This window comes from Rickettsia slovaca 13-B (assembly GCF_000237845.1).
Classification (GTDB): domain Bacteria; phylum Pseudomonadota; class Alphaproteobacteria; order Rickettsiales; family Rickettsiaceae; genus Rickettsia; species Rickettsia rickettsii.
The window spans coordinates 36,853-55,667 of the sequence record NC_016639.1; the positions used below are offsets into that span (position 1 = coordinate 36,853).

An 18,815-nucleotide genomic window follows, 5' to 3' on the forward strand; every position below is an offset into this window, starting at 1 on the left:
AGTTAAATTATTGATACGTTGCATTTATACCGTCTAGAAATTGCCATAGTAGTTTTGCTCCTTGATATGCTAATGTTTGTTCTTTTGAGCTTAAATTATTAATCAAATTTGCACATTCTTGTGTATGCCATTGATCAACTTTACTATGAACAATGAAGAACTGTAAAGTTCTGTAATCTGAATTTCCATAAAATTTTTGTAATCCTTGAATTTTAGAGTCAGATACTTTAGGAGTCTGACGCTCATAAGCATAAAGTATTCCAAGACCTATAGAAAAAGATTCCTCTGTTAATTTAATAACCTTGAACAAGTTTTTGAGTTGAGTCTAATTTAGGTTCTGAAGTGCGTTGGTTTCTTAAACATCCAAGTCCTTTAGCAAAACGTTTCCATAGTTCCGGGTGATTTTCTTCACCTTGTTCTTCTTCTATAAGATTACCAAGTAATATTTGTCTAGCTTGTATATCACTACATTTGGAATGTATTGCACTTAATATAACGTGGGAAAGCTGTAACGTGATGATAATATTCTTTTGTGTAAATTTGTAAAGTAGAATGAGTAAGTTTTCCCATATGCCATAATTGAAAAATGGATGATTTAAGAGGTTATATTGCTCAAGATTTTTATATTAAGCTGTTCTAAAAATTTCATCTTACCTCCTCTTAGTAAATTTATAAATCTGATAATTGTTTGTTTTATCTATTATTACAGATTTTTATTTATTTTTGTAAGTAAAAATTCATCAATAAGATTTTGTTCTAGGAAAAGAGTTGCTATTTCTGTCCCTCCAACCATAAAAATTTTTTTATCAGTAAAAGGTTTTATTACCTGCCAAAAATCATCTAAGGATTTAATAAAAAATATATTATTATAAGATTGTAATGGTGTATTTCTTGAAAAAACAATACAAATACAATTTTTTAAAATCTTTGTAGGTATAGAGTCAAAGGTTTTTCGTCCCATGACTATAATATTATTTTTTACCGTCTGATAAAAATATTCAAACTCCTTAGTATAAGACCAAGGTATCTGACCTTTATTACCTATCACCCCTTGTGGGTCACATGCCATTATACCGATGATTTTTCTATTTTTCATAAGATATAGTTAATCATATGGTCTGCTACAAAAAATTTTTGATGCTCTATAACATTATGCACTCGTAAATAATCAACTACGTTTTCCATTAAATATTTTGATATTGCTATTATTTCTAAGTCTCTTTCCGATGCTTTGGAATTATAAAAAGCGGAAATATAAGATTTTCGTGAGTGTCCTAACAATATCTCACATCCTAGATTTTTAAATTCTTTAATATATTGTAATATATAAATTTTGATAAACGGATTTTCCAAAACCAATTCCAGGATCAAGAATGATATTTTTTCTATCAAATCCACATTTTTCTAATTTTGTTATTTCTTGCTCTGTCCATATATTTAAGCTAGCAAGCGGAGATTTATCGAAATCAAGACATTTTTGTTTTTGCGGTGGAACGGTTAATGAATGCATAGTAATAATTTTACAATTATAATCGGCAATTAATCGTAATGTATAATCATCTAGATTATTTTTAACCAAGTTGATACAGGAAATAGGGTATTTGTTTAAAACACGTTTAATTACTTCAGGAGTAAAACTATCAATACTGACTATAACTTCCTTAAGCTCTTCAAGAACATTATTAAGCCTTGCATATTCTTCATCTTCATTAATAATTAAAGCAGAAGGACGTGTTGATTGTGATCCAAGCTCAATTATTGTAGCCCCTTCATTTATCAAGCGTACAAAATTTCTAACGGCATCTTCTTTATGAAAACTCAATCCTCCATCAGAAAAAGAATCAGGAGTAATGTTTAAAATACCGACAAATTGAGGATTTAAAACAAGAGAGCGTATAACTCCTTGATTTTCAATTAAATGTGCTATTTCTGCAAAGGTTTTATTGTTGTAAAAATTATTGATCGGACATGAATAACGACATTCCAAGCTTAAACCTGCAATTAGATGAATAAGAAACGGTCTGTTTAATAATTCAGGATGCGGTATCTTTAAATCAGGTAAATCTATATGGCAATTATTCCAAAGTAGGATATCTCAGTCAATAACTCTTGGAGACCATTTATCGTAAGAGCTTGCTCGACCTAGTTGTTTTTCAATCTTTGTTAAGCTCAATTAGAAGTTTACTAGGCGTTAAAGTACTTTTGCCCTGCACCACCATATTTAAATATGATTTATCCCAAGCTTTATCTGCATTAGGTTGTAGAATAGCTTGTGTTTCAAAAATAATAGCTTGCTTAAGCGATATAAAATTACAACTTTTTAGTGAATTTAGAGCTTTTTTAATATTTAAAAGTTTATTACCTAAATTACTGCCTATAGAAATATAAATCATAGTGTCTCCTTTCCTGAATAAGAAAAAGAAACTCCGCCGTGCACTCCTGAAACCGGTGATTTTAATTTAGTAACGGTTACGTTTAGAAAAATCTTTTCTAATTTAGATTCGATAAAATTTTGATAAATAATATCACATATATTTGTGCGGCTAAATACTCGATAAGATTAAAGTGATTTTCTTGAGAAAGTTTTTGTACTAGCCGTACGATTTTTGCATAACAAACAGTATAGTTTATATTATCCGTTATAGTAGCAAGGGGAGGAGTTGAGAGAAAGAGTTTTATGTTAATTTTTACAGGTTGAGCGTGGTGTTTTTCTTGAGTACTGCAGCCAAGATGTACCCAAGTTATTAGTTCCGCAATATTAAGTTTACATGAATAATTTAAGTTGAAAGCTTGATACCTATCATAATATTAATGTTAGTTTAGTATAAGCTCTTTATAAAAAGATACAATAGTTAAATTGATATACCGCCACTTTTTTTAAAGCCGACATGAGCTTTTTCAAGTTTTTTAATAAGTCTAGGTGAATATGATTTAATTTCTTGTTCCTTGCCGCCTTCATATTTTTTAGCGAGTTTCATGCCCCCTTTGATCATATTGTAGGCGAAGTTCATTAGCTTCGTTTCGCCTGCTATTCTTTTTGGGTTCATAAACATATAAATTTGGTAAACGGCAAAGCTTTTTAATAAACGTTTTAAGTCTATTCTAGCTTGTTTGGTTAAACCTTGTAATTTGTCTTTTGGGTTTGTAAGGTTTTTATTAGCATCTCTAACTATTTTAGAATGCTGATGCATTAAATAATTACTGACTTCGGCAACATTCTTGTTAATGAGCTTCTCGTCCATTTTAAGCATTTTAAGCTTTAAGTTTTTAGTTTTACCTAAATACTTACGGATTAATAAGATAATCCGACTTTGCAGTTGAGTTAAATCCATAGTTTGTTCATTTAAGATAGAAAGCATTCGTTCCGTCTCATACTCAAATTCTTCATTTTGGCTTAATTCTTCAAAAATTTCCTCTACCTCTTTACTTTCAAGTACAAGATCGTCACTAATACCCATTAATGCATCTTTTATTTGATCAGCAATTTTTTTGGTATCTTCAGAAAATTGATTATTTGTCATAATCTAATTCATCGTTAAATATAGCTATTTTTATACTAGCACCACATTTCTGCTTGTCTATAAAAATTGTATTAAGAGATATTAAATTTTTCTCATTGAGGCTAACTCTGAGGAATTATAACAAGCACCTAACATATTGCTAGAATCTTCATTATTATCATAATATGGTCTAAATGAAGAATTAAGGTGTAAATCATCGAACTTAAGTAAAGGTTCTTTAAAGTATGAATCATGTGACCGGCTTGTCGTAATATTCGTATAATTAGTTTCTAGTTTTTCTTCTTTAAATTTTTCTGCTAAATTTTTATATTTTTCAGTTTTTTGTATAAATTTAAGTTGACTACACGGTGAAGAAATTATTGATGTTAACTCTTTAGACAAATCATATAATATTCCATAAGGTTTAGGTCTTCCTTGTTCTTCTATGAGAGCTTTCGTATTAAGACAAAATACTTTTAGTGAATCTTGCAGACTTTTTTCTGATATATCTAGATTATATTGGTTATAAAAATCACCTTGGCTTGAATATAATTCAATTATTTCTGATGCTAATTTAGTTTCTTTTGCTGTATTTTCTTTTTTAGTTCTGATTCTTTTAGATGTAATAATTCATTAAAAGCTTCTTTTGCATAAGATATATGAGTAGTATTTTTAAAATATTCTAAAGTTTTTACATAATTTCCACTCTTAAATTCAATCTTCCCAAGTTTTATATTTGCCTCTTCAGAACCAAGGTTAGCAGCGTTTTCATACAATCCTATTGAGTCTTTAGATAGTTTTGTTGAGCCATTAGGTGTACAGATTTGTGCTTGTTGACAATAAATTTTTGCTAATTGATGTTTATATAAGTTTTCGTTTTTATAACAATCATTAATAGATTTGTGAGTTTCTTTTAGTAATTTTTCTAATAAATTATAAATAGGTAGCGCTTGATCAGGTAACACAGGCTGATGTAAAAGCTTATCATATATTACTTTATCGAGATTTTGAGATATTTCTGTAATAGATTTAGAGGCGGTAATATACTTCCAAAGAGATTTAGCTTCTTGCTTGCTGACTGATCCTATTAGTTTTTCTAAATTACTAATGCTATTATTTATAGTTATACCTAATATATTATTAAAATTCTTAAAGCTCTTTGTTAAAAATAATTTAATATTATCTAAATTTTCAACATCAGTGCTAGAATTGTTAATATGCTGTAAAAAGTTTTTATATATATTATTGATTGCTTTTAAGTCTAAAACATCGTTATTTTTGATATCTTCATAAAATTTTTCAATAGTCTCATTTAATTTGTTATAAAATGAATCTTTATCTTTGCATATTGTATGCTTAAATGATTCTAATAACTTTTCTTTTATATTATATGCCCCGAGGTAAATAAATCGTTAAACCATTTTGCAGAATTAAGTGTAACCAAATTTTCTTTTTCGGAAAATTTGATGTTAGATAAATATTTAAGGTAATTTAGAAGATTCTCTAATTTATTTTCTGATTTCGGTGTTTCTAAAAGCTGATTTAATTTTTTAACGGTTTCTAAGAAATTTCCTATAGTTTTGGCATTGTCTTCTAACTGTTTATAATAATTTACTATATCTATTAATTGTTTCAATTTGTCTGTTTTAGGCAAAACATCTTCAAAACTTAAATTATTTTCTATATATGTTTTAAGCTCATTGATACTAATTGGTACTTCTTTATTAATTATATTTATAGAATTTAAAATATATGTTAAATTTTCGCCGTCGATTGTTATTTTATTATATTCATCTAGAATGATATAATTATCATCTCTAATATTTAATAGCTTTGTATAGTCTTTTGCTTGCTCGCTAGCTTGAAGTAAAAATAGAATCTTTTATTTTATTAATGATACTCTTTTGTTCATCGCTAAAATTACCGAGTTTTATAGTTTCATCAATAATTTTAGATATACGAGTATGATTATTGCTTGTTTGGGCTATCAGTCACTACTATAGATAAATTACCTTCATTTATATCAATATAATTTAGTAAATTGTTCAAATATACCGACAAGTTTTTCTAGATTGGCTTTGACAAGGGAAAAGTTAGAGTTTTTGGTTTCAATATTTTTTATTGCTAATATAAATTTAGTAGGAGTCGTACTTAGATTTTTTGTAGGAAAAATTTGTCAATAGTAGATTCAGAGGATGAATTAGCAGCATCCAAATAAGAACTGTTATATGTTAAATATTTTGCGTTTTTTATATAAAAACTATCTAAAATATTTGAACTTGTGGTTAGACTTTTTTTGAGCAGTCCCAATCTCCATACTCATTACTTTCTAATATTAATTCACCGTCTTTAAGAAAATTAGCTATGAGCTTTAAATCTTCTTTCTCTTGCCCTAATATAATTATAGCTTTATTACTCCTATCAATAATAGATTCATATTTCTCACTATCTTTATTAATTAAGTCGATAAAATTTTTATCCTTTACATATTGGATATAAAATGTTCCATTTCTGCTTCCTTTATTTCTTCTTTTTTCAACATCATTATATCCCTCATATTTTCTGCTTTATTGTGTTCAATATTATTTGTTATTTCAAACGAATTTTGATTTAGGAGTGTGTTTGTATCGGTTGAGTTGCATTGTTGTTGTCATTTAGTATTTGAAATAGTACTATCTACTATTTCCGTATGTTCTTGTTTTTTAAATTTATCATTTAAACGTTTTACATAAACGGTATAATTGTACATAATTAATCCGTTTCTTAGTTGTTTTTTATTTAATAATCTTAACTCAAAAAATTTCAATTTAGTTAATAAATTAATTAATTTTAACTAAAAATATCACAATTTAGATATTACGATATTTAATATACTGAAAGATGATTTTTATTGCATGTATGATAAGAATAAGTGTTATTATAAATAAATATTAATAATTACTTAGGTTATGAGAAATAATAAAAACCAAATGTATATTATAAAAATTTTTATAGCCCTAGCTATGATTACGGGCATAATATTTTTATGTTTATTGTATTCTTCATTAACTCCGTCTAAGCTTAAGATTGGTGCGAAAACTAGTAATATGGACGATTCGCCTAAAATTAAGTTTACTCTTATAGATCAAGAAGGAAAGAAATTTGATAGTACCCATTTGCAAGGTCATTTAAGTTTGATTTATTTTGGTACTACCTATTCCTTATATGACAATCAAACACTAAAAAGAGTAGAAGATATTATTAAGATTTTGAAGAAAGAGAATATTTTAGTACAAGTAGTTTTTATTACTCTAGATTCTGAGCATGATACAAGTGAAGTATTAAAAAAATATTTAGAAAAAATAGATAATAATTTTATAGGTTTAACAGGGAGAGTCCAAGATATTGAACAATTAGCAGATCAATTTAAGGTCTTCTATACATCCAAAATATTTGATGTAAAAACAAACAAATATGAATTACAACATTCTAATTTTGTGTATTTAATTAGCAGTCAGGGAAAATTTTTAAAGCATTATTGCTTAGGCTTACCGAAAAATGGTTAACAGATAATCTCTAAGCATTTCCTATTTGTGATGAGAAATGTATTTCATCAATGCCTAAGTGTTTTAATGCATTATGCCATTTACTTTCAGGATTATCGGCAAAAATAAATTCTTTATTACAATCCATAACCAGCCATAGATTTGTCTCTAATTCTTCTTCAAGCTGCCCTGGTTTCCATGCTGTATAACCGACAATGAATAAGCTATTTTTAGGTCCTTTACCGAAAGCTATATCTTCTGAAATTTCTAAATTAGAGCTTACTGCTAAATCATTATGGAAATCCAATAACAAATTTTTATTATAATCGCTAGAATGAAGAAAAAACCCTTTTTCATGTTCTACGGGTCCGCCAAGATATATAGGAACCATAACCGGGGTTGTTATTTCGTCATTTTTTATTTTAAAAAACGATTTTAAATCTATATGATTTACTAAGCGGTTAAATATTAATCCTATTGCTCCTTCTTCCGTGTGTGATAACATATAAATTAAGGATTTATGGTAAATGCCTTTTGTAATTACATGCGGTGTAGCAACTAGTGTTTTACCGGATAAGTTATGAAAAATTTTATCGCCCATAAATTAAACTTTAATTATATAATATATAAGATTTAAATCCAATTATTCAATAGAAGTTAACAATAATGATCACATTTTTTGATATTACTATTTTTGCTATTATTACTCTTTTCTCATTTTTCGGCTTATATCAAGGCATAATTGGGTTTGCAACTAGAATACTCGGTTTTATTACTTCTATAATGTTAGGATATTTTTTATATCCATATATTTCTGACCTAATCGGGAAATATATGGATAATGAGGTTATAAGAATAATTATTGCCGGTGTTATATCTTATGTTATTGCTTTAATTTTATGTGTTTTTATAGTTTATAAATTTCTTGCTATAATTTCATTTATGAGAAACGGTTTTATTGACAGATTCTTAGGGCTATTAGCAGGATTTGCCGTAGGTACTACTATCTCGTTAGTACTATTTTTTATAACAATGATCTTTACTTCTGAAAACTATTTTAAAAGTAAATCTTTAAAAGATTTTGTAGTAAGTGGCAAACAGAGCAAATATGGAGGAGTACTGAAAGTTGCCGTTACCACTGATTATTTAGATGAATTAAGTAAAAATATTATAGTTATAATTCCAAACGAGACTTTAAAATCTATTGAAATATTTGAAAATAAAGACCTAAATAATTTCAAAAACTCTCTTAAGAAATCGAATGATTCTAACGATGATGAGGATGTATTTTCTCGAGAATTACAAGATGAGCTTTCTAATATAGATGATGAATAGGATGTTATTTTGACGTCATTGCGAGGAAATTACGACATTATTGTGCGGATTGAAAAACGCACTCGGTGTCATCCCGTGGTCAAACCACGGGATGACAACGGAAAACTGATCCACACGGGCAATGCCTGCTCGCAATGATGATTACCTACCAAACAAACACCATAACCCCTACCTTTCATTAAACCAGCCTATTTCCCTTAAATTTCATAAATCACGCCATCGTAAATAATTAATAAATATTAACTAATAGTAAATTTATTCATTAATTATTGTGTGTCGTAAATAAATAGTGTATAATGACCGATAAGTTAAGTGGTAAAATCATTAAAAGCAATAAGTTATAGGGGAAATTATAACTAATAAGAACAAAATTTTTTTAATAAACTTTTACTAGCAACCAGTAGTATTGGGCTGCTTGCAAGCATGGGAGGCTTTGCGGCGGATATTATTCCGGCGGGAAATCCATCTTCTAATATAGGTACGATGAATGATTGAAGATATAATCACAACCATTATCTTCCACAAGATAATGACAATATTATTATCGCAGAAAATAACCATATGGTTAATTTTGCCCAAAATATTAATATTAATGATATTAATCTTTATGGTTTTAATGGGGTATTTACTATTATTGAAGGCAATCCAACTACAAGAGTTAGTATTAACAATATAACTAACGTTGACAATCTGCAAACTCAAAGGGCAGTTCAAAATGCTTTAGGAGCACCTCTTGCATATGGCGCCAATAATAATGCAAAAGCAAAGCTAAAGCTTATAAGCGGTAATGGAACAGGTTCTGAGCTAACCATTACCGGTAATGATATTAGTGCCGTTGAATCTATTGAGCTTGTATTTAAAGAAAAAGTTGATATGAAACATCGCAACGGCAGTGTAATAGATACAGAGAATTTAGAGTTTATAAGTTTTGGGAAGGTAAGGGTTAATAAAGGTTTTACCGGTAATATTACTACTACTAAAACTATGAGAGGAGAGGTAACTTTCGTAAAGATTCCTGATATTTATGAAATCGGCTCACAAACCAAACAAGTTTCTAAAGTGATGTTTGAAGGTAATCATGAACACAAATTGCATAATGATATTCATTCTAGACAAACTAATTTTGATTCGGGAACTTATAATATTTGCACGCAGGACATTACAATTAACGGTAATGCTAACGTTAATGGCTCGACATTCGATCTTAGACGTAACGTAATTCTTACCGGTGATGTAGTACTTGAAGGTAATATTACTATAAATGTTTTAGGAGAAAGCGGTATAGTTTTTCAAAATCTCCCTACGGCATTCGGTACAAATATTGTGATTAATATTAATAGGGTTCACACGGCGAATGATGTAGCCGCCCTATCAATTTTGAGGATGAGTAATGGAGGCAGATAATTACTTTGAGAACACTACAAGTAGCAGCACACCGAAAGTCGGCTATAATGTAGGTGCAAGTTTACTTACCGCTCATAAGAATATTGAGCTATTTGCAACGTATAACTGTAATTTACGCAGCAAATATACTAGCCACCAAAGGTTCATAAAGTTAAAGATATTGTTCTAAAAATATCATTCCTGTGCGGGATACCAAATCGTCATTGCGAGCAGCCGTAGGCTGCGTGGCAATCTCATGAAATAATAACAAACTCCTGAGATTGCTTCGTCAAATTACTTTGTAATTTTCCTTGCAATGACGAAAAAACAATATCCACGCAGCAATGCCTCATCGCCTTGTGAATTCCTTGCTCTTTTTGAAGTTAATCTTCGTCTACCATTCTTCATTTCACATCAGTATACTCATAATTCCCTAACCGGTTTTAGTACTAACTTTTTGTTACTAAAGATATTGATTTTAGAAAAGAAATTACTTTTTGGCTTTTTAAAATCACGTTGATAATTTTCACCGGTGATAGCATTATAGCTAGTAATTAAAGAAGGTATAACCTCGTTATAATATATTTTATAAAGGTCATGCATAGTTTCTTTGGTAGTTAAATATCCCCATTTTACGGTTTGTTGCGGTACTCTTGCTAAGGCTTCAATGCAGGCTATCGCTTCTTCAATTTCAGGGTTTTTATTTTTATACACGTCAGCTGCCGGTGATAAATTAGCTTGCATATCTTTAAACATAGCATCAATCATTAATGCCATATATTCATCGGTTTTAAATTTTCTTACAAATATTAGATTATTCCTACTGCTATAATTTAAAAGCCGAAATTTATATATAAAAATCATGAATTTTATAGCATAAACTTTTAAGCCGCTAACTTTATTTGCATTATAAAATTTAAGTTTCGTTTCATAATCTAATTGCTTTTTCATACCTGCTTTAAGGAGCTTACTCAGCAAATTATGACAATGTATTATGTCATTTTTTCTAGCAATTCGTACTTTATCGGTAGCTTTAGTACCGGAAAAATTAGCCGAATGGCGAGTTATTTGCCTGCCTTTATCATCTCTCTTTATATCGGCAAAATGCCCAAGCTCTTGGGCTGCGATAATCTGAAGTCTTGCTGCCGCAGCAAAGCCGTTGCCGTAAGTCGGATGATCTTTATTGTTTTCAGCAAAAGGATTACCGCCGCATGAAACAAAAATAGCTACGTCCTTGCCGTTAGTGCTTTGCATACCGCTATTACCGCCTACTCGTTGCCAGCTAACCATATCCATCATATCGCCGATATTATGTGAGTAGGTAAGAAATACTTCCGTCTTATTAAGAAGAAGCCACCTTATTACGATCGGATGAGCCGACTGAACAAAAATACGTGCTAGCATTTCGGTTACTTCTTTCTTAACCGGCTGTAGCTTTTGTATTTGCTTTTTTAAATTATCGAAAATTGATTTTATTTTTTGATCTGAAGCGGAATTTCTGTATAAATTTTGAAAAAGCTTGGTAGTTTCAGGGATTAAATGCGGGCTTGTTAGCTCTTCTTGACTAACCATTAAGCTTATATTAAGAGCAGGTTCGGTAAACCTTGCAAAATTGCAGCAATCATCGGTATCTATCCGTAATTTACCGGACTTAATTAATTGCATAGCCAAATGCTCATACTCTATTTCCATGTCCTGCTTATAAATAGCAGGAACACGGTCAAGAATGTGATATATGCTAGTCATTTTAAAAATTTAGTGGTTATTTTCTACATTACTTGTTGGTAGTACATCATCATTTTCGTCTATATTTAAAGGTATGAGCTCTAAGTTAAATACAAGCTCAGGTTCATTAGGTACGTGCTTCGGTTTAGGTTCTTCTTCAAATATGAGGTTTACAACAACATCTACCTTAGGGAATACTGTATCAAAGCAATCTTGAAAAAATTTATCTGACGATTTTAACTTTATTGCATCTAATGCTTTTTGTCTACCATCTTTATTTTTAATACATATGTTAATTGCCTCTCTCCTAAAAAATAAATGAGGATAATCATCGAAAATTTTTGTAATTAGCTCCGGCTGTTGCTCGCTAAAATATTTGAGACATACCTTATTACCATATCTAAATATTTTATATGCTAAGAATAAGACAAAACAACCTTGTTCTTCTTCAGTAAATTTATCAGCAAAATATTTTTGATTAAGAAAATCTTCAACTCCTCTTCTGATACCGGTTGAAGAAATCGCTATTTTTTTAAAGTGGTTTTGAGCAATCAACCGAAAAGCAAGATATCTTTATACTTCGCAGCTGTCCGCTTTTTGCTTTCTCAGTTATTATTTCAGATTCAGGTACTTGCTTTTCCATTTGCCATAAATCGTATCTACATTGCCGGAAGTAGTTTTCTTTATATCATCCCATGATGTGCTTAATCCTTCTTTTGTAGTAGTTAAAATTTGATTTAACAACGATTTAGAACTCTTTAATATATCCTCTGCATGATGATACATATAACTAATCAAAGAAATAGCATCTTGAAACGCTAATTTTTCCATAGGATTACTATTCATTTCTTTGATATTATTTGGTATCATAACGAAAAAATTTATTGTGCATTGGCAATTTAGTCGTAAAGAAATTACTGAAATCTGTTTCATTATTTTTTTTTGATTTCTACACTCCTTAAATTAGCAAAAAGTAAAGCTAATCTCTGTAGATCTTGTCCTACAGGTACGGTTATATCAGATTGTTTATTAATCATTTTACAAAATTTAGTAAGTACATCTACTAGCTTTTTTTCTTCCTTAGAGTTAAACATATTATCACCGGCATTATGCAGAACTGCTATTAGAGCAGTGGCAATAGAATTTAAAAAACCGGACGCTGCTATGTCGCCAAGATAACAAACCCATTTTATAAGAGAAGAGGCACTCACACGTTAAATACCCTGCATCAGGAACTACTAGGCCGCTACTTACAGCACTAGCAGCAATACATACATTGTTGTAAAGCCATATTAAAACATTTATAATATTCTTCTAATTTAGGGTTAATGACTTTCAATTCTTTAATTTGTAACATTTTTTTATGTCTGCAATTGCTTGCGCATGTCGAGCTATATCGTGGTCATGTTTAGCTATTATGCTTATTAATGCATTTAATGTTTGACTCACTTCTATTATATCATGCGAATCTTTATTATTAAACGAAGTTAATTGACTACTATCTCTCGATAACATCGGTGAATTATTAGTTTTATTAAGTTCTGGAGTTATTTGACTGAGAATTTCCTGAAATTCTTCCTCATTCTCTGGACAAGATATATATATTTGTTAAGTACAGTACCAGCTTCGCTTAATTTGCCTGCTTTATAAAAAGCTTTTCCTAATAAAATATCAGTATCTTTAGGTTTAGATGTATATAGAGCTGTTTGTCGTAATGAAGCTACTGCCTTAAGGTAAAGGTCTGTTTGTTCAACATTATTATAATACTCTCCCCAACACAAGTAAGTGATGCCTTCATAATAGTAGATATGTAGAAAACCTTTATATTGTTTAATTTAAGGTAAATATATTAAGTGCTTCTTTATATACTTAAAAGTTCTCTTCCTTTAGAGATTAATTGGTTTACGATCTCTTTCATATTCTAATCTATTATTAGTTAATTGTTTAAATCATATTATGGCCGCCGTTGATAGAAATAGTCTCACCTGTGATAAATCCGGCATTTTCATCAACTAAAAATGCCACGGCTCTAGCTATTTCTTCCGGCTGTCCTAGTCTTTTTTTGGGGATACTATTAACGATTTTAACAAGCACGTCTTCGGGTACTGCTCCTACCATTTCGGTTGCAATATACCCTGGAGCTATACAGTTAATGGTGATATTTTTAGAAGCAGTTTCACGAGCAAGGGCCTTAGTAAAGCTGATAATTCCAGCTTTAGCAGCAGAGTAATTAGTCTGCCCAAACCTGCCTTGCTTGAGCATTAATTGAACTGATATTTATTATACGACCGTAATCTTGGTTTCGTATCTGCTCCATTACGCTACTAGACATATTAAAGCAAGAATTGAGATTAATGTTAATCACATCATTCCAATCTTGATGACTCGTTCTATGTAGCATTTTATCTTTGGTAATACCGGCATTATTTACAAGAATACTTACCGGTTTTTTTAACTCCTCTTCAATTTCCTTTACTGCTTTTCTACATTCTTCAAAATCCGCAATATTCCAGCGTTTGGTTTTTATACCGTATTTTTCTTCTATTTCTTTAGCAGTGTCGTAATTGCTGAAAAAATTAGCAACTACCGTAAGACCCTTATTTTTTAATTCTAAAGCGGTAGCTTTACCTATTCCTCTAGTACCGCCTGTTACAATTGTAAGTTCTGACATTATTTCTCCATACCTATATTTTGACTTTTATTAAATTTAACCGGTGGGGTTATACTTAGTTTAAGCTGTGATAACGTTTAGTTAACGGTTTAACAACTTTCCTATCACTGTGTATTGCGATAGATTCTCTAGGGTGATTTTTTTCATATTCTGCATCTATCTTTTATCCATCTTTTTTTTGTCTGCAATTTTATTAGTTTTAGCAGTTAATGCCATTATAGCAGCAAGTGTTTCTTTTCTACTTTTTGGAATGACTCTTTTATTTTCTTTTTTAGTGCCGTAACAACCTATTGTTGCACCGCCTGCATAAATACTACCTGCTTGCTGAGTAATATGATAGTTTTTAAGTAATTGTTTATCGATGTCTGTTTCTTTTTATACCGGTATATTTTGATACTGCTTGAGATATTTTATTATGTTCATTAAGCCCTTCTCTATCTTTACCGCTGGCACACATTGTGCATATTTCTTCCTGAGGTAAATTTATTAAACTAGTGGTTTTAGTTTCTTGTTTATTTTGTCTTATTTTCGCTGTTAAATTACTTAAGACATCTGATATATTTAGATTAATATTTTCTTTATCAAAAGATATAAAAGGAAGTTTTGTCTCGAAGGATACTCTAAAAGGAATATCTGCTTGTTCAATATTTTTTCTTAATGTTACAGCTTTTTTTAATATTTCTTTTTCCTGATCCGTTAAATTTGCATTGTTAATTGTTTCTGCTGCATTTCCTTTAGGTTTATTTATCCTAAAAAAATGTTCAAATTTGCTTCTCGGTTTAATATGTGCTTTTAATTCATCAATTCCTTTTTCAGTCGGTAAATTTTTTGCTATTTTGTTTAAAGTATCACTCACTCCTGCAAAGTTATTTGTTACTCCTATAAGCCTAAATAAATTAAGAGGAGTATTAGTATTTGTCCCACCGACATTTTCCATAGATTTTTTTGTCTGATCAACAATTGTGGGATCATTGCCAGCTCCTATAGGACCTGAGTTTAATGTATTAGTATGAAGAATAACGCCGTCTTCAAGCCATTCTTGAGCTTGGTGTGCATTTAAGTCGGTAATTTTTTGTCTAGAATCTATATCATTTGAAATCGAAGCTAATGTACCTGCATGTTTAGATATAAGCAATGTTTCAAAATTTTTACCGTCTTTGTCGGTTATTGCCCCAATTTTCTCAAAGGCGTTTTTCATGCCAACAATTTGTCGTAACTGGGTTGGGATAACATGCCTACCGTTTTAAATTGTATCAGTATACTGATCAACAAGCTTCCTCTCGCATTCAGGCATTACATTATACCAGTTTTTACCGTCTCTATTTTGATATTCTTGCTGTTGTTCTTCTGTCAAGCCTTTAAAAGCTACTTCCGCTTCGACTACAATATGCTCTTTTCCCTCATCATTGATGACTTTTGACAAAGTGACTATATTACAATGCTCATCATTGAAATTTTGAAAATCTTTAGCAACATTTAATTTGTTATGAGCATTTTTAATATCATTTTTTCCTAGCAATTCAGCAACACTGTCAATTTCAGCTTGCCTATTTTTGAGATGTTTTCTTGTGATTTTTCCATATTCAAAGCATTAAAACTATTAATAAATTTTACTGTTTCTTTATTTAATTTCAGCACAAGCTCAGGTTTATTTTTGCCCTTTGCTATGTTTATCGCTCCTCTGATAGCATTTAAATATTGCATTTCAAAAGCTTTAGTGCCTAAAACAATTTTTTCATTGGGATTGTTACGACCGTCACGTATTAATATTGGAGTTTCACCGTTTTTTCCTTCAATTTTCGCTCTATTTGTTTCTAAAGTAACGCCTACTCCGGGTGTGGTTAAAAATTCTTTTGTATGATTTAATAAAAACTCCTTATCGTTATCAAATTGTTTTTTTAATGATGAAAGCATTATAAAATTCTATATGTAGTTGTGCATCTCTTGTTATTTTAATTAAAAATTATTATATAAAAATAGTCTAGTTAAAAATATTTAACTTTATTAATTAAAATATATTATTTATATGAATATTGATAAATTTACTGCACATGCTAAATCAGTGATAGCTAGTAGCCAATCACTTGCTGCTAAAAATGATCATCAGCAAATATTACCTTTGCATTTATTATCTAGTCTTTTAAGTGAAGAAACAGGTATAATTCAAACCCTTATTAATAATACCTGCGGTAATATAAACTTATTAAAAGATCAAGTTCAGCTAGAACTAAATAAAATCCCAAAAGTTCAGGTTGAGGGAGGGGGACAAGTTTATTCTTCTGCTGAAGCTCTTAAAGTTTTAGAAAAAGCTAGTAGCATTGCTAAAGACAGTGGGGATAGCTTTGTAACCATAGAGCGTATATTTGAAGCATTAACGTATGATAATACTATAGCCGGTAAAATTTTAACGAATAATGGAATTAATAATAAAAAAATAGCAACAGCTATTTTACAGTTTCGTAAAGGCAAAAAAGCAGATACCGAATCGGCAGAAAATAGTTACGATGCTTTAAAGAAATACGGCAGAGACGTAACAGAGCTTGCCGAAAGCGGTAAGCTTGATCCGATAATCGGACGTGATGAAGAAATAAGAAGAACGGTGCAGGTACTATCACGACGTATGAAAAATAATCCTGTATTGATTGGAGAACCTGGAGTCGGTAAAACTGCTATAATAGAGGGGCTTGCACAACGAATATTTAGTAAGGACGTACCTGAATCGCTTATTAATTGCCGTATTATTGAGCTTGATATGGGAGCTTTAATAGCGGGAGCTAAATATCGAGGCGAATTTGAAGAGCGTCTTAAAGCAGTGCTTAGCGAAATCAAAGAATCAAGCGGTGAAATTATTTTATTTATCGATGAATTGCATCTATTAGTCGGTACGGGAAAAACCGACGGTGCTATGGATGCCTCGAATTTACTAAAGCCGATGCTTGCTCGTGGTGAGCTGCATTGTATCGGTGCTACTACTCTAGATGAATATCGTAAATATATCGAGAAAGATGCGGCACTTGCTCGTCGTTTTCAGCCTGTTTACGTGAGTGAGCCGACGGTTGAGGATACTATATCAATACTTAGAGGAATTAAAGAAAAGTATGAGCTGCATCATGCAGTGCGAATTTCCGATAGTGCAATAGTTGCAGCAGCGACGTTATCAAACCGTTATATTACCGATCGTTATTTACCTGATAAAGCTATTGATTTGATTGATGAAGCTTGTAGCCGTATGAAAATAGAGCTATCAAGTAAACCAGAAGAGCTTGATGAGCTGGACCGTCGTATTATTCAGATAAAAATAGAGGTTGCAGCACTTAAAAAAGAAAATGACGAGCATTCTAAAAAGAAAATAGAGCATTTAACTACAGCATTAGAAAAATTAGAGTCGCAATCCTATGATATGGGAGCTAAATGGCAAGCTGAAAAGTCTAAACTACAGCAAACACAAAAGCTCAAAGAAGAACTAGACCGTAGCCGAAACGAGCTTGAACGTGCCGAACGTGATGCTAATCTCGCTAAAGCTAGTGAGCTAAAATACGGAATTATACCTGAGATTATGAAAAAGATTCAGGAAGCCGAAAGTATGGATAATAAAGGGCTGTTAAAAGAAATTGTATCGGAAAGCGATATAGCAAGTATTATCTCTCGTATTACTGGTATTCCAATTGATACGATGCTATCAAGTGAACGTGAGCGTCTGCTTGTGATGGAGCAGAAATTACGAGAATCGGTAATAGGGCAGGATAAGGCAATTAAAGGTGTTAGTGATGCGGTAAGAAGATCACGTGCAGGGATTCAAGATATTAATCGCCCGCTTGGTTCGTTCTTATTCTTAGGACCGACCGGAGTCGGTAAAACCGAGCTTACCAAAGCCTTAGCTGGTTTTCTTTTTGATGACCGTAATGCAATACTGCGTATAGATATGTCGGAATATATATGGAGAAGCACGCTATTTCTCGCCTGATAGGAGCTCCTCCCGGCTATATCGGATATGATCAAGGCGGAGTGTTGACGGAGGCAGTAAGACGCCGTCCTTATCAGGTAATATTATTTGATGAGGTTGAAAAAGCCCATCCCGACATATTTAATATTATGCTGCAAATACTTGATGAGGGAAGATTAACAGATAGTCAAGGTATAACGGTTGATTTTAAGAATACTATAATAGTTTTAACGTCTAATTTAGGTGCTGAGATACTCGTTAATCAGAAAGAGGACGAAGATACATATAAAGTAAAGGATGAGGTTATGGAATATGTAAAAGCAGTATTTAAACCTGAGTTTTTAAACAGACTAGACGAGATTATATTATTCCATCGCCTAAATCGTAATAATATTCATGATATAGTTAAGATACAGCTTGAAAGTTTAAAGAAAATTTTACTAGCACAAAATATTATTCTTGAATTTGATGAATCTGCATTAAATTATTTAGCCGAAAAAGGTTATGATCCAAGCTTTGGAGCAAGACCCTTAAAACGTCTTATCCAGCGGGAAATACAAAATAATTTAGCCAAAATGATTTTAGCAGGCGAAATAAGTAGCGGTAAAACGGTTAAAATAAATGCAAAGGATAAAGAATTGAAGGTAACAATGAGTTGATTAATTTTTTCCGAATAACGAATTATCGCATAATCCACTATTCTTGTTAAAGGCACTGTTTAATAATGATTGATT

General features: G+C 30.9%; 19 protein-coding genes and 6 pseudogenes. 5 read left to right on the forward strand and 20 right to left on the reverse strand.

Going from position 1 to position 18,815, the window contains the following annotated elements:
* Positions 1 to 7: 7 nt before the first annotated feature.
* The 9 genes and pseudogenes from RSL_RS10765 to RSL_RS00240 form a co-directional block, all read right to left on the reverse strand.
* Positions 8 to 572, reverse strand: a pseudogene (locus RSL_RS10765) (CADD family putative folate metabolism protein).
* Positions 573 to 650: 78 nt separating this feature from the next.
* Positions 651 to 1,096, reverse strand: a pseudogene (locus RSL_RS00205) (dihydrofolate reductase).
* Positions 1,093 to 1,987: pseudogene (gene folP / locus RSL_RS09445) on the reverse strand (dihydropteroate synthase). Before folP ends, RSL_RS00205 begins: the two co-directional pseudogenes overlap by 4 nt.
* 166 nt (positions 1,988 to 2,153) lie before the next feature.
* Positions 2,154 to 2,393 (reverse strand): 2-amino-4-hydroxy-6-hydroxymethyldihydropteridine diphosphokinase, encoded by a 240-nt coding sequence (locus tag RSL_RS09450; RefSeq protein WP_010976725.1) that lies wholly within the window; start codon positions 2,391 to 2,393, stop codon positions 2,154 to 2,156.
* A 97-nt stretch (positions 2,394 to 2,490) separates the two neighbouring features.
* On the reverse strand, positions 2,491 to 2,757 hold the full coding sequence (locus RSL_RS07185) for a dihydroneopterin aldolase (RefSeq protein WP_324602889.1): 267 nt from the start codon (positions 2,755 to 2,757) through the stop codon (positions 2,491 to 2,493).
* A gap of 95 nt (positions 2,758 to 2,852) precedes the next feature.
* Positions 2,853 to 3,521, reverse strand: a complete 669-nt coding sequence (locus RSL_RS00225) for a DUF5394 family protein (RefSeq protein WP_014273112.1) — start codon at positions 3,519 to 3,521, stop codon at positions 2,853 to 2,855.
* A gap of 81 nt (positions 3,522 to 3,602) precedes the next feature.
* Positions 3,603 to 3,902 (reverse strand): hypothetical protein, encoded by a 300-nt coding sequence (locus RSL_RS00230; RefSeq protein WP_014273113.1) that lies wholly within the window; start codon positions 3,900 to 3,902, stop codon positions 3,603 to 3,605.
* Positions 3,903 to 4,069: 167 nt separating this feature from the next.
* The gene (locus tag RSL_RS00235; protein WP_014419677.1) at positions 4,070 to 4,465 is read right to left on the reverse strand and encodes a hypothetical protein; all 396 of its coding nucleotides are present in this window, start codon (positions 4,463 to 4,465) and stop codon (positions 4,070 to 4,072) included.
* A gap of 416 nt (positions 4,466 to 4,881) precedes the next feature.
* The gene (locus tag RSL_RS00240; protein ID WP_014419678.1) at positions 4,882 to 5,154 is read right to left on the reverse strand and encodes a hypothetical protein; all 273 of its coding nucleotides are present in this window, start codon (positions 5,152 to 5,154) and stop codon (positions 4,882 to 4,884) included.
* A 1,294-nt stretch (positions 5,155 to 6,448) separates the two neighbouring features.
* Between RSL_RS00240 and RSL_RS00245 the strand changes: the two genes are divergently transcribed.
* Complete coding sequence (locus RSL_RS00245) at positions 6,449 to 7,045, forward strand: SCO family protein (protein WP_014419679.1); 597 nt, start codon at positions 6,449 to 6,451, stop codon at positions 7,043 to 7,045.
* Positions 7,046 to 7,055: 10 nt separating this feature from the next.
* Here the strand turns inward: RSL_RS00245 and RSL_RS00250 are convergent, their stop codons facing one another.
* Entirely contained in the window at positions 7,056 to 7,625 is a 570-nt protein-coding gene (locus RSL_RS00250; RefSeq protein ID WP_010976730.1) for a YqgE/AlgH family protein, read from the reverse strand.
* 65 nt (positions 7,626 to 7,690) lie between these two features.
* On the opposite strand from RSL_RS00250, the gene RSL_RS00255 reads away from it, so the two are divergent.
* The 3 genes and pseudogenes from RSL_RS00255 to RSL_RS07200 form a co-directional block, all read left to right on the forward strand.
* Positions 7,691 to 8,359, forward strand: coding sequence for a CvpA family protein (locus RSL_RS00255; RefSeq protein ID WP_014273116.1), 669 nt, complete (start codon positions 7,691 to 7,693; stop codon positions 8,357 to 8,359).
* A 561-nt stretch (positions 8,360 to 8,920) separates the two neighbouring features.
* On the forward strand, positions 8,921 to 9,763 hold the full coding sequence (locus RSL_RS00260) for a hypothetical protein (protein WP_014419680.1): 843 nt from the start codon (positions 8,921 to 8,923) through the stop codon (positions 9,761 to 9,763).
* Positions 9,756 to 9,932 (forward strand): annotated as a pseudogene (locus RSL_RS07200) (autotransporter outer membrane beta-barrel domain-containing protein); the annotation flags it as partial. The gene RSL_RS00260 and the pseudogene RSL_RS07200, both read left to right, overlap by 8 nt.
* A 233-nt stretch (positions 9,933 to 10,165) precedes the next feature.
* Here RSL_RS07200 and RSL_RS00265 read toward each other — a convergent pair.
* From RSL_RS00265 to RSL_RS00310, 10 genes and pseudogenes are all read right to left on the reverse strand, one after another.
* Positions 10,166 to 11,488 carry a DUF2748 family protein gene (locus tag RSL_RS00265; RefSeq protein WP_012736933.1) on the reverse strand — a complete coding sequence of 441 codons (1,323 nt, stop codon included), beginning with the start codon at positions 11,486 to 11,488 and terminating at the stop codon, positions 10,166 to 10,168.
* Between the two features lie 9 nt (positions 11,489 to 11,497).
* On the reverse strand, positions 11,498 to 12,022 hold the full coding sequence (locus tag RSL_RS00270) for a hypothetical protein (protein WP_014273118.1): 525 nt from the start codon (positions 12,020 to 12,022) through the stop codon (positions 11,498 to 11,500).
* A 57-nt stretch (positions 12,023 to 12,079) separates the two neighbouring features.
* Complete coding sequence (locus RSL_RS09660) at positions 12,080 to 12,337, reverse strand: hypothetical protein (RefSeq protein ID WP_233417487.1); 258 nt, start codon at positions 12,335 to 12,337, stop codon at positions 12,080 to 12,082.
* Positions 12,338 to 12,399: 62 nt separating this feature from the next.
* Positions 12,400 to 12,678, reverse strand: a complete 279-nt coding sequence (locus RSL_RS00280) for a hypothetical protein (RefSeq protein ID WP_231287720.1) — start codon at positions 12,676 to 12,678, stop codon at positions 12,400 to 12,402.
* Positions 12,679 to 12,802: 124 nt separating this feature from the next.
* Complete coding sequence (locus RSL_RS00285; protein ID WP_014419681.1) at positions 12,803 to 12,982, reverse strand: hypothetical protein; 180 nt, start codon at positions 12,980 to 12,982, stop codon at positions 12,803 to 12,805.
* 32 nt (positions 12,983 to 13,014) lie between these two features.
* Complete coding sequence (locus RSL_RS10570) at positions 13,015 to 13,248, reverse strand: hypothetical protein (RefSeq protein WP_014419682.1); 234 nt, start codon at positions 13,246 to 13,248, stop codon at positions 13,015 to 13,017.
* 163 nt (positions 13,249 to 13,411) lie between these two features.
* A pseudogene (locus RSL_RS00295) lies at positions 13,412 to 14,138 on the reverse strand (SDR family oxidoreductase).
* A 355-nt stretch (positions 14,139 to 14,493) separates the two neighbouring features.
* A complete protein-coding gene (locus RSL_RS09455; RefSeq protein ID WP_231287722.1) occupies positions 14,494 to 15,336 on the reverse strand; it encodes a hypothetical protein in 843 nt (280 codons plus the stop codon).
* 45 nt (positions 15,337 to 15,381) lie between these two features.
* The gene (locus RSL_RS00305) at positions 15,382 to 15,657 is read right to left on the reverse strand and encodes a hypothetical protein (RefSeq protein ID WP_041472065.1); all 276 of its coding nucleotides are present in this window, start codon (positions 15,655 to 15,657) and stop codon (positions 15,382 to 15,384) included.
* Complete coding sequence (locus RSL_RS00310; protein ID WP_041472066.1) at positions 15,651 to 16,052, reverse strand: hypothetical protein; 402 nt, start codon at positions 16,050 to 16,052, stop codon at positions 15,651 to 15,653. Before RSL_RS00310 ends, RSL_RS00305 begins: the two co-directional genes overlap by 7 nt.
* 112 nt (positions 16,053 to 16,164) lie before the next feature.
* Between RSL_RS00310 and clpB the strand changes: the two are divergent.
* Positions 16,165 to 18,740, forward strand: a pseudogene (gene clpB, locus RSL_RS00315) (ATP-dependent chaperone ClpB).
* Positions 18,741 to 18,815 lie beyond the last annotated feature (75 nt).

Coding starts and splice junctions, on each gene's coding strand:
- RSL_RS00225 (WP_014273112.1), bottom strand. CDS start 3,521: ATGACAAATAATCAATTTTCTGAAGATACCAAAAAAATTGCTGATCAA.
- RSL_RS00255 (WP_014273116.1), top strand. CDS start 7,691: ATGATCACATTTTTTGATATTACTATTTTTGCTATTATTACTCTTTTC.
- RSL_RS09450 (WP_010976725.1), bottom strand. CDS start 2,393: ATGATTTATATTTCTATAGGCAGTAATTTAGGTAATAAACTTTTAAAT.
- RSL_RS00260 (WP_014419680.1), top strand. CDS start 8,921: ATGGTTAATTTTGCCCAAAATATTAATATTAATGATATTAATCTTTAT.
- RSL_RS09455 (WP_231287722.1), bottom strand. CDS start 15,336: ATGAAAAACGCCTTTGAGAAAATTGGGGCAATAACCGACAAAGACGGT.
- RSL_RS00310 (WP_041472066.1), bottom strand. CDS start 16,052: ATGCTTTCATCATTAAAAAAACAATTTGATAACGATAAGGAGTTTTTA.
- RSL_RS00245 (WP_014419679.1), top strand. CDS start 6,449: ATGAGAAATAATAAAAACCAAATGTATATTATAAAAATTTTTATAGCC.
- RSL_RS09660 (WP_233417487.1), bottom strand. CDS start 12,337: ATGATACCAAATAATATCAAAGAAATGAATAGTAATCCTATGGAAAAA.
- RSL_RS00250 (WP_010976730.1), bottom strand. CDS start 7,625: ATGGGCGATAAAATTTTTCATAACTTATCCGGTAAAACACTAGTTGCT.
- RSL_RS00265 (WP_012736933.1), bottom strand. CDS start 11,488: ATGACTAGCATATATCACATTCTTGACCGTGTTCCTGCTATTTATAAG.
- RSL_RS00285 (WP_014419681.1), bottom strand. CDS start 12,982: ATGTTATCGAGAGATAGTAGTCAATTAACTTCGTTTAATAATAAAGAT.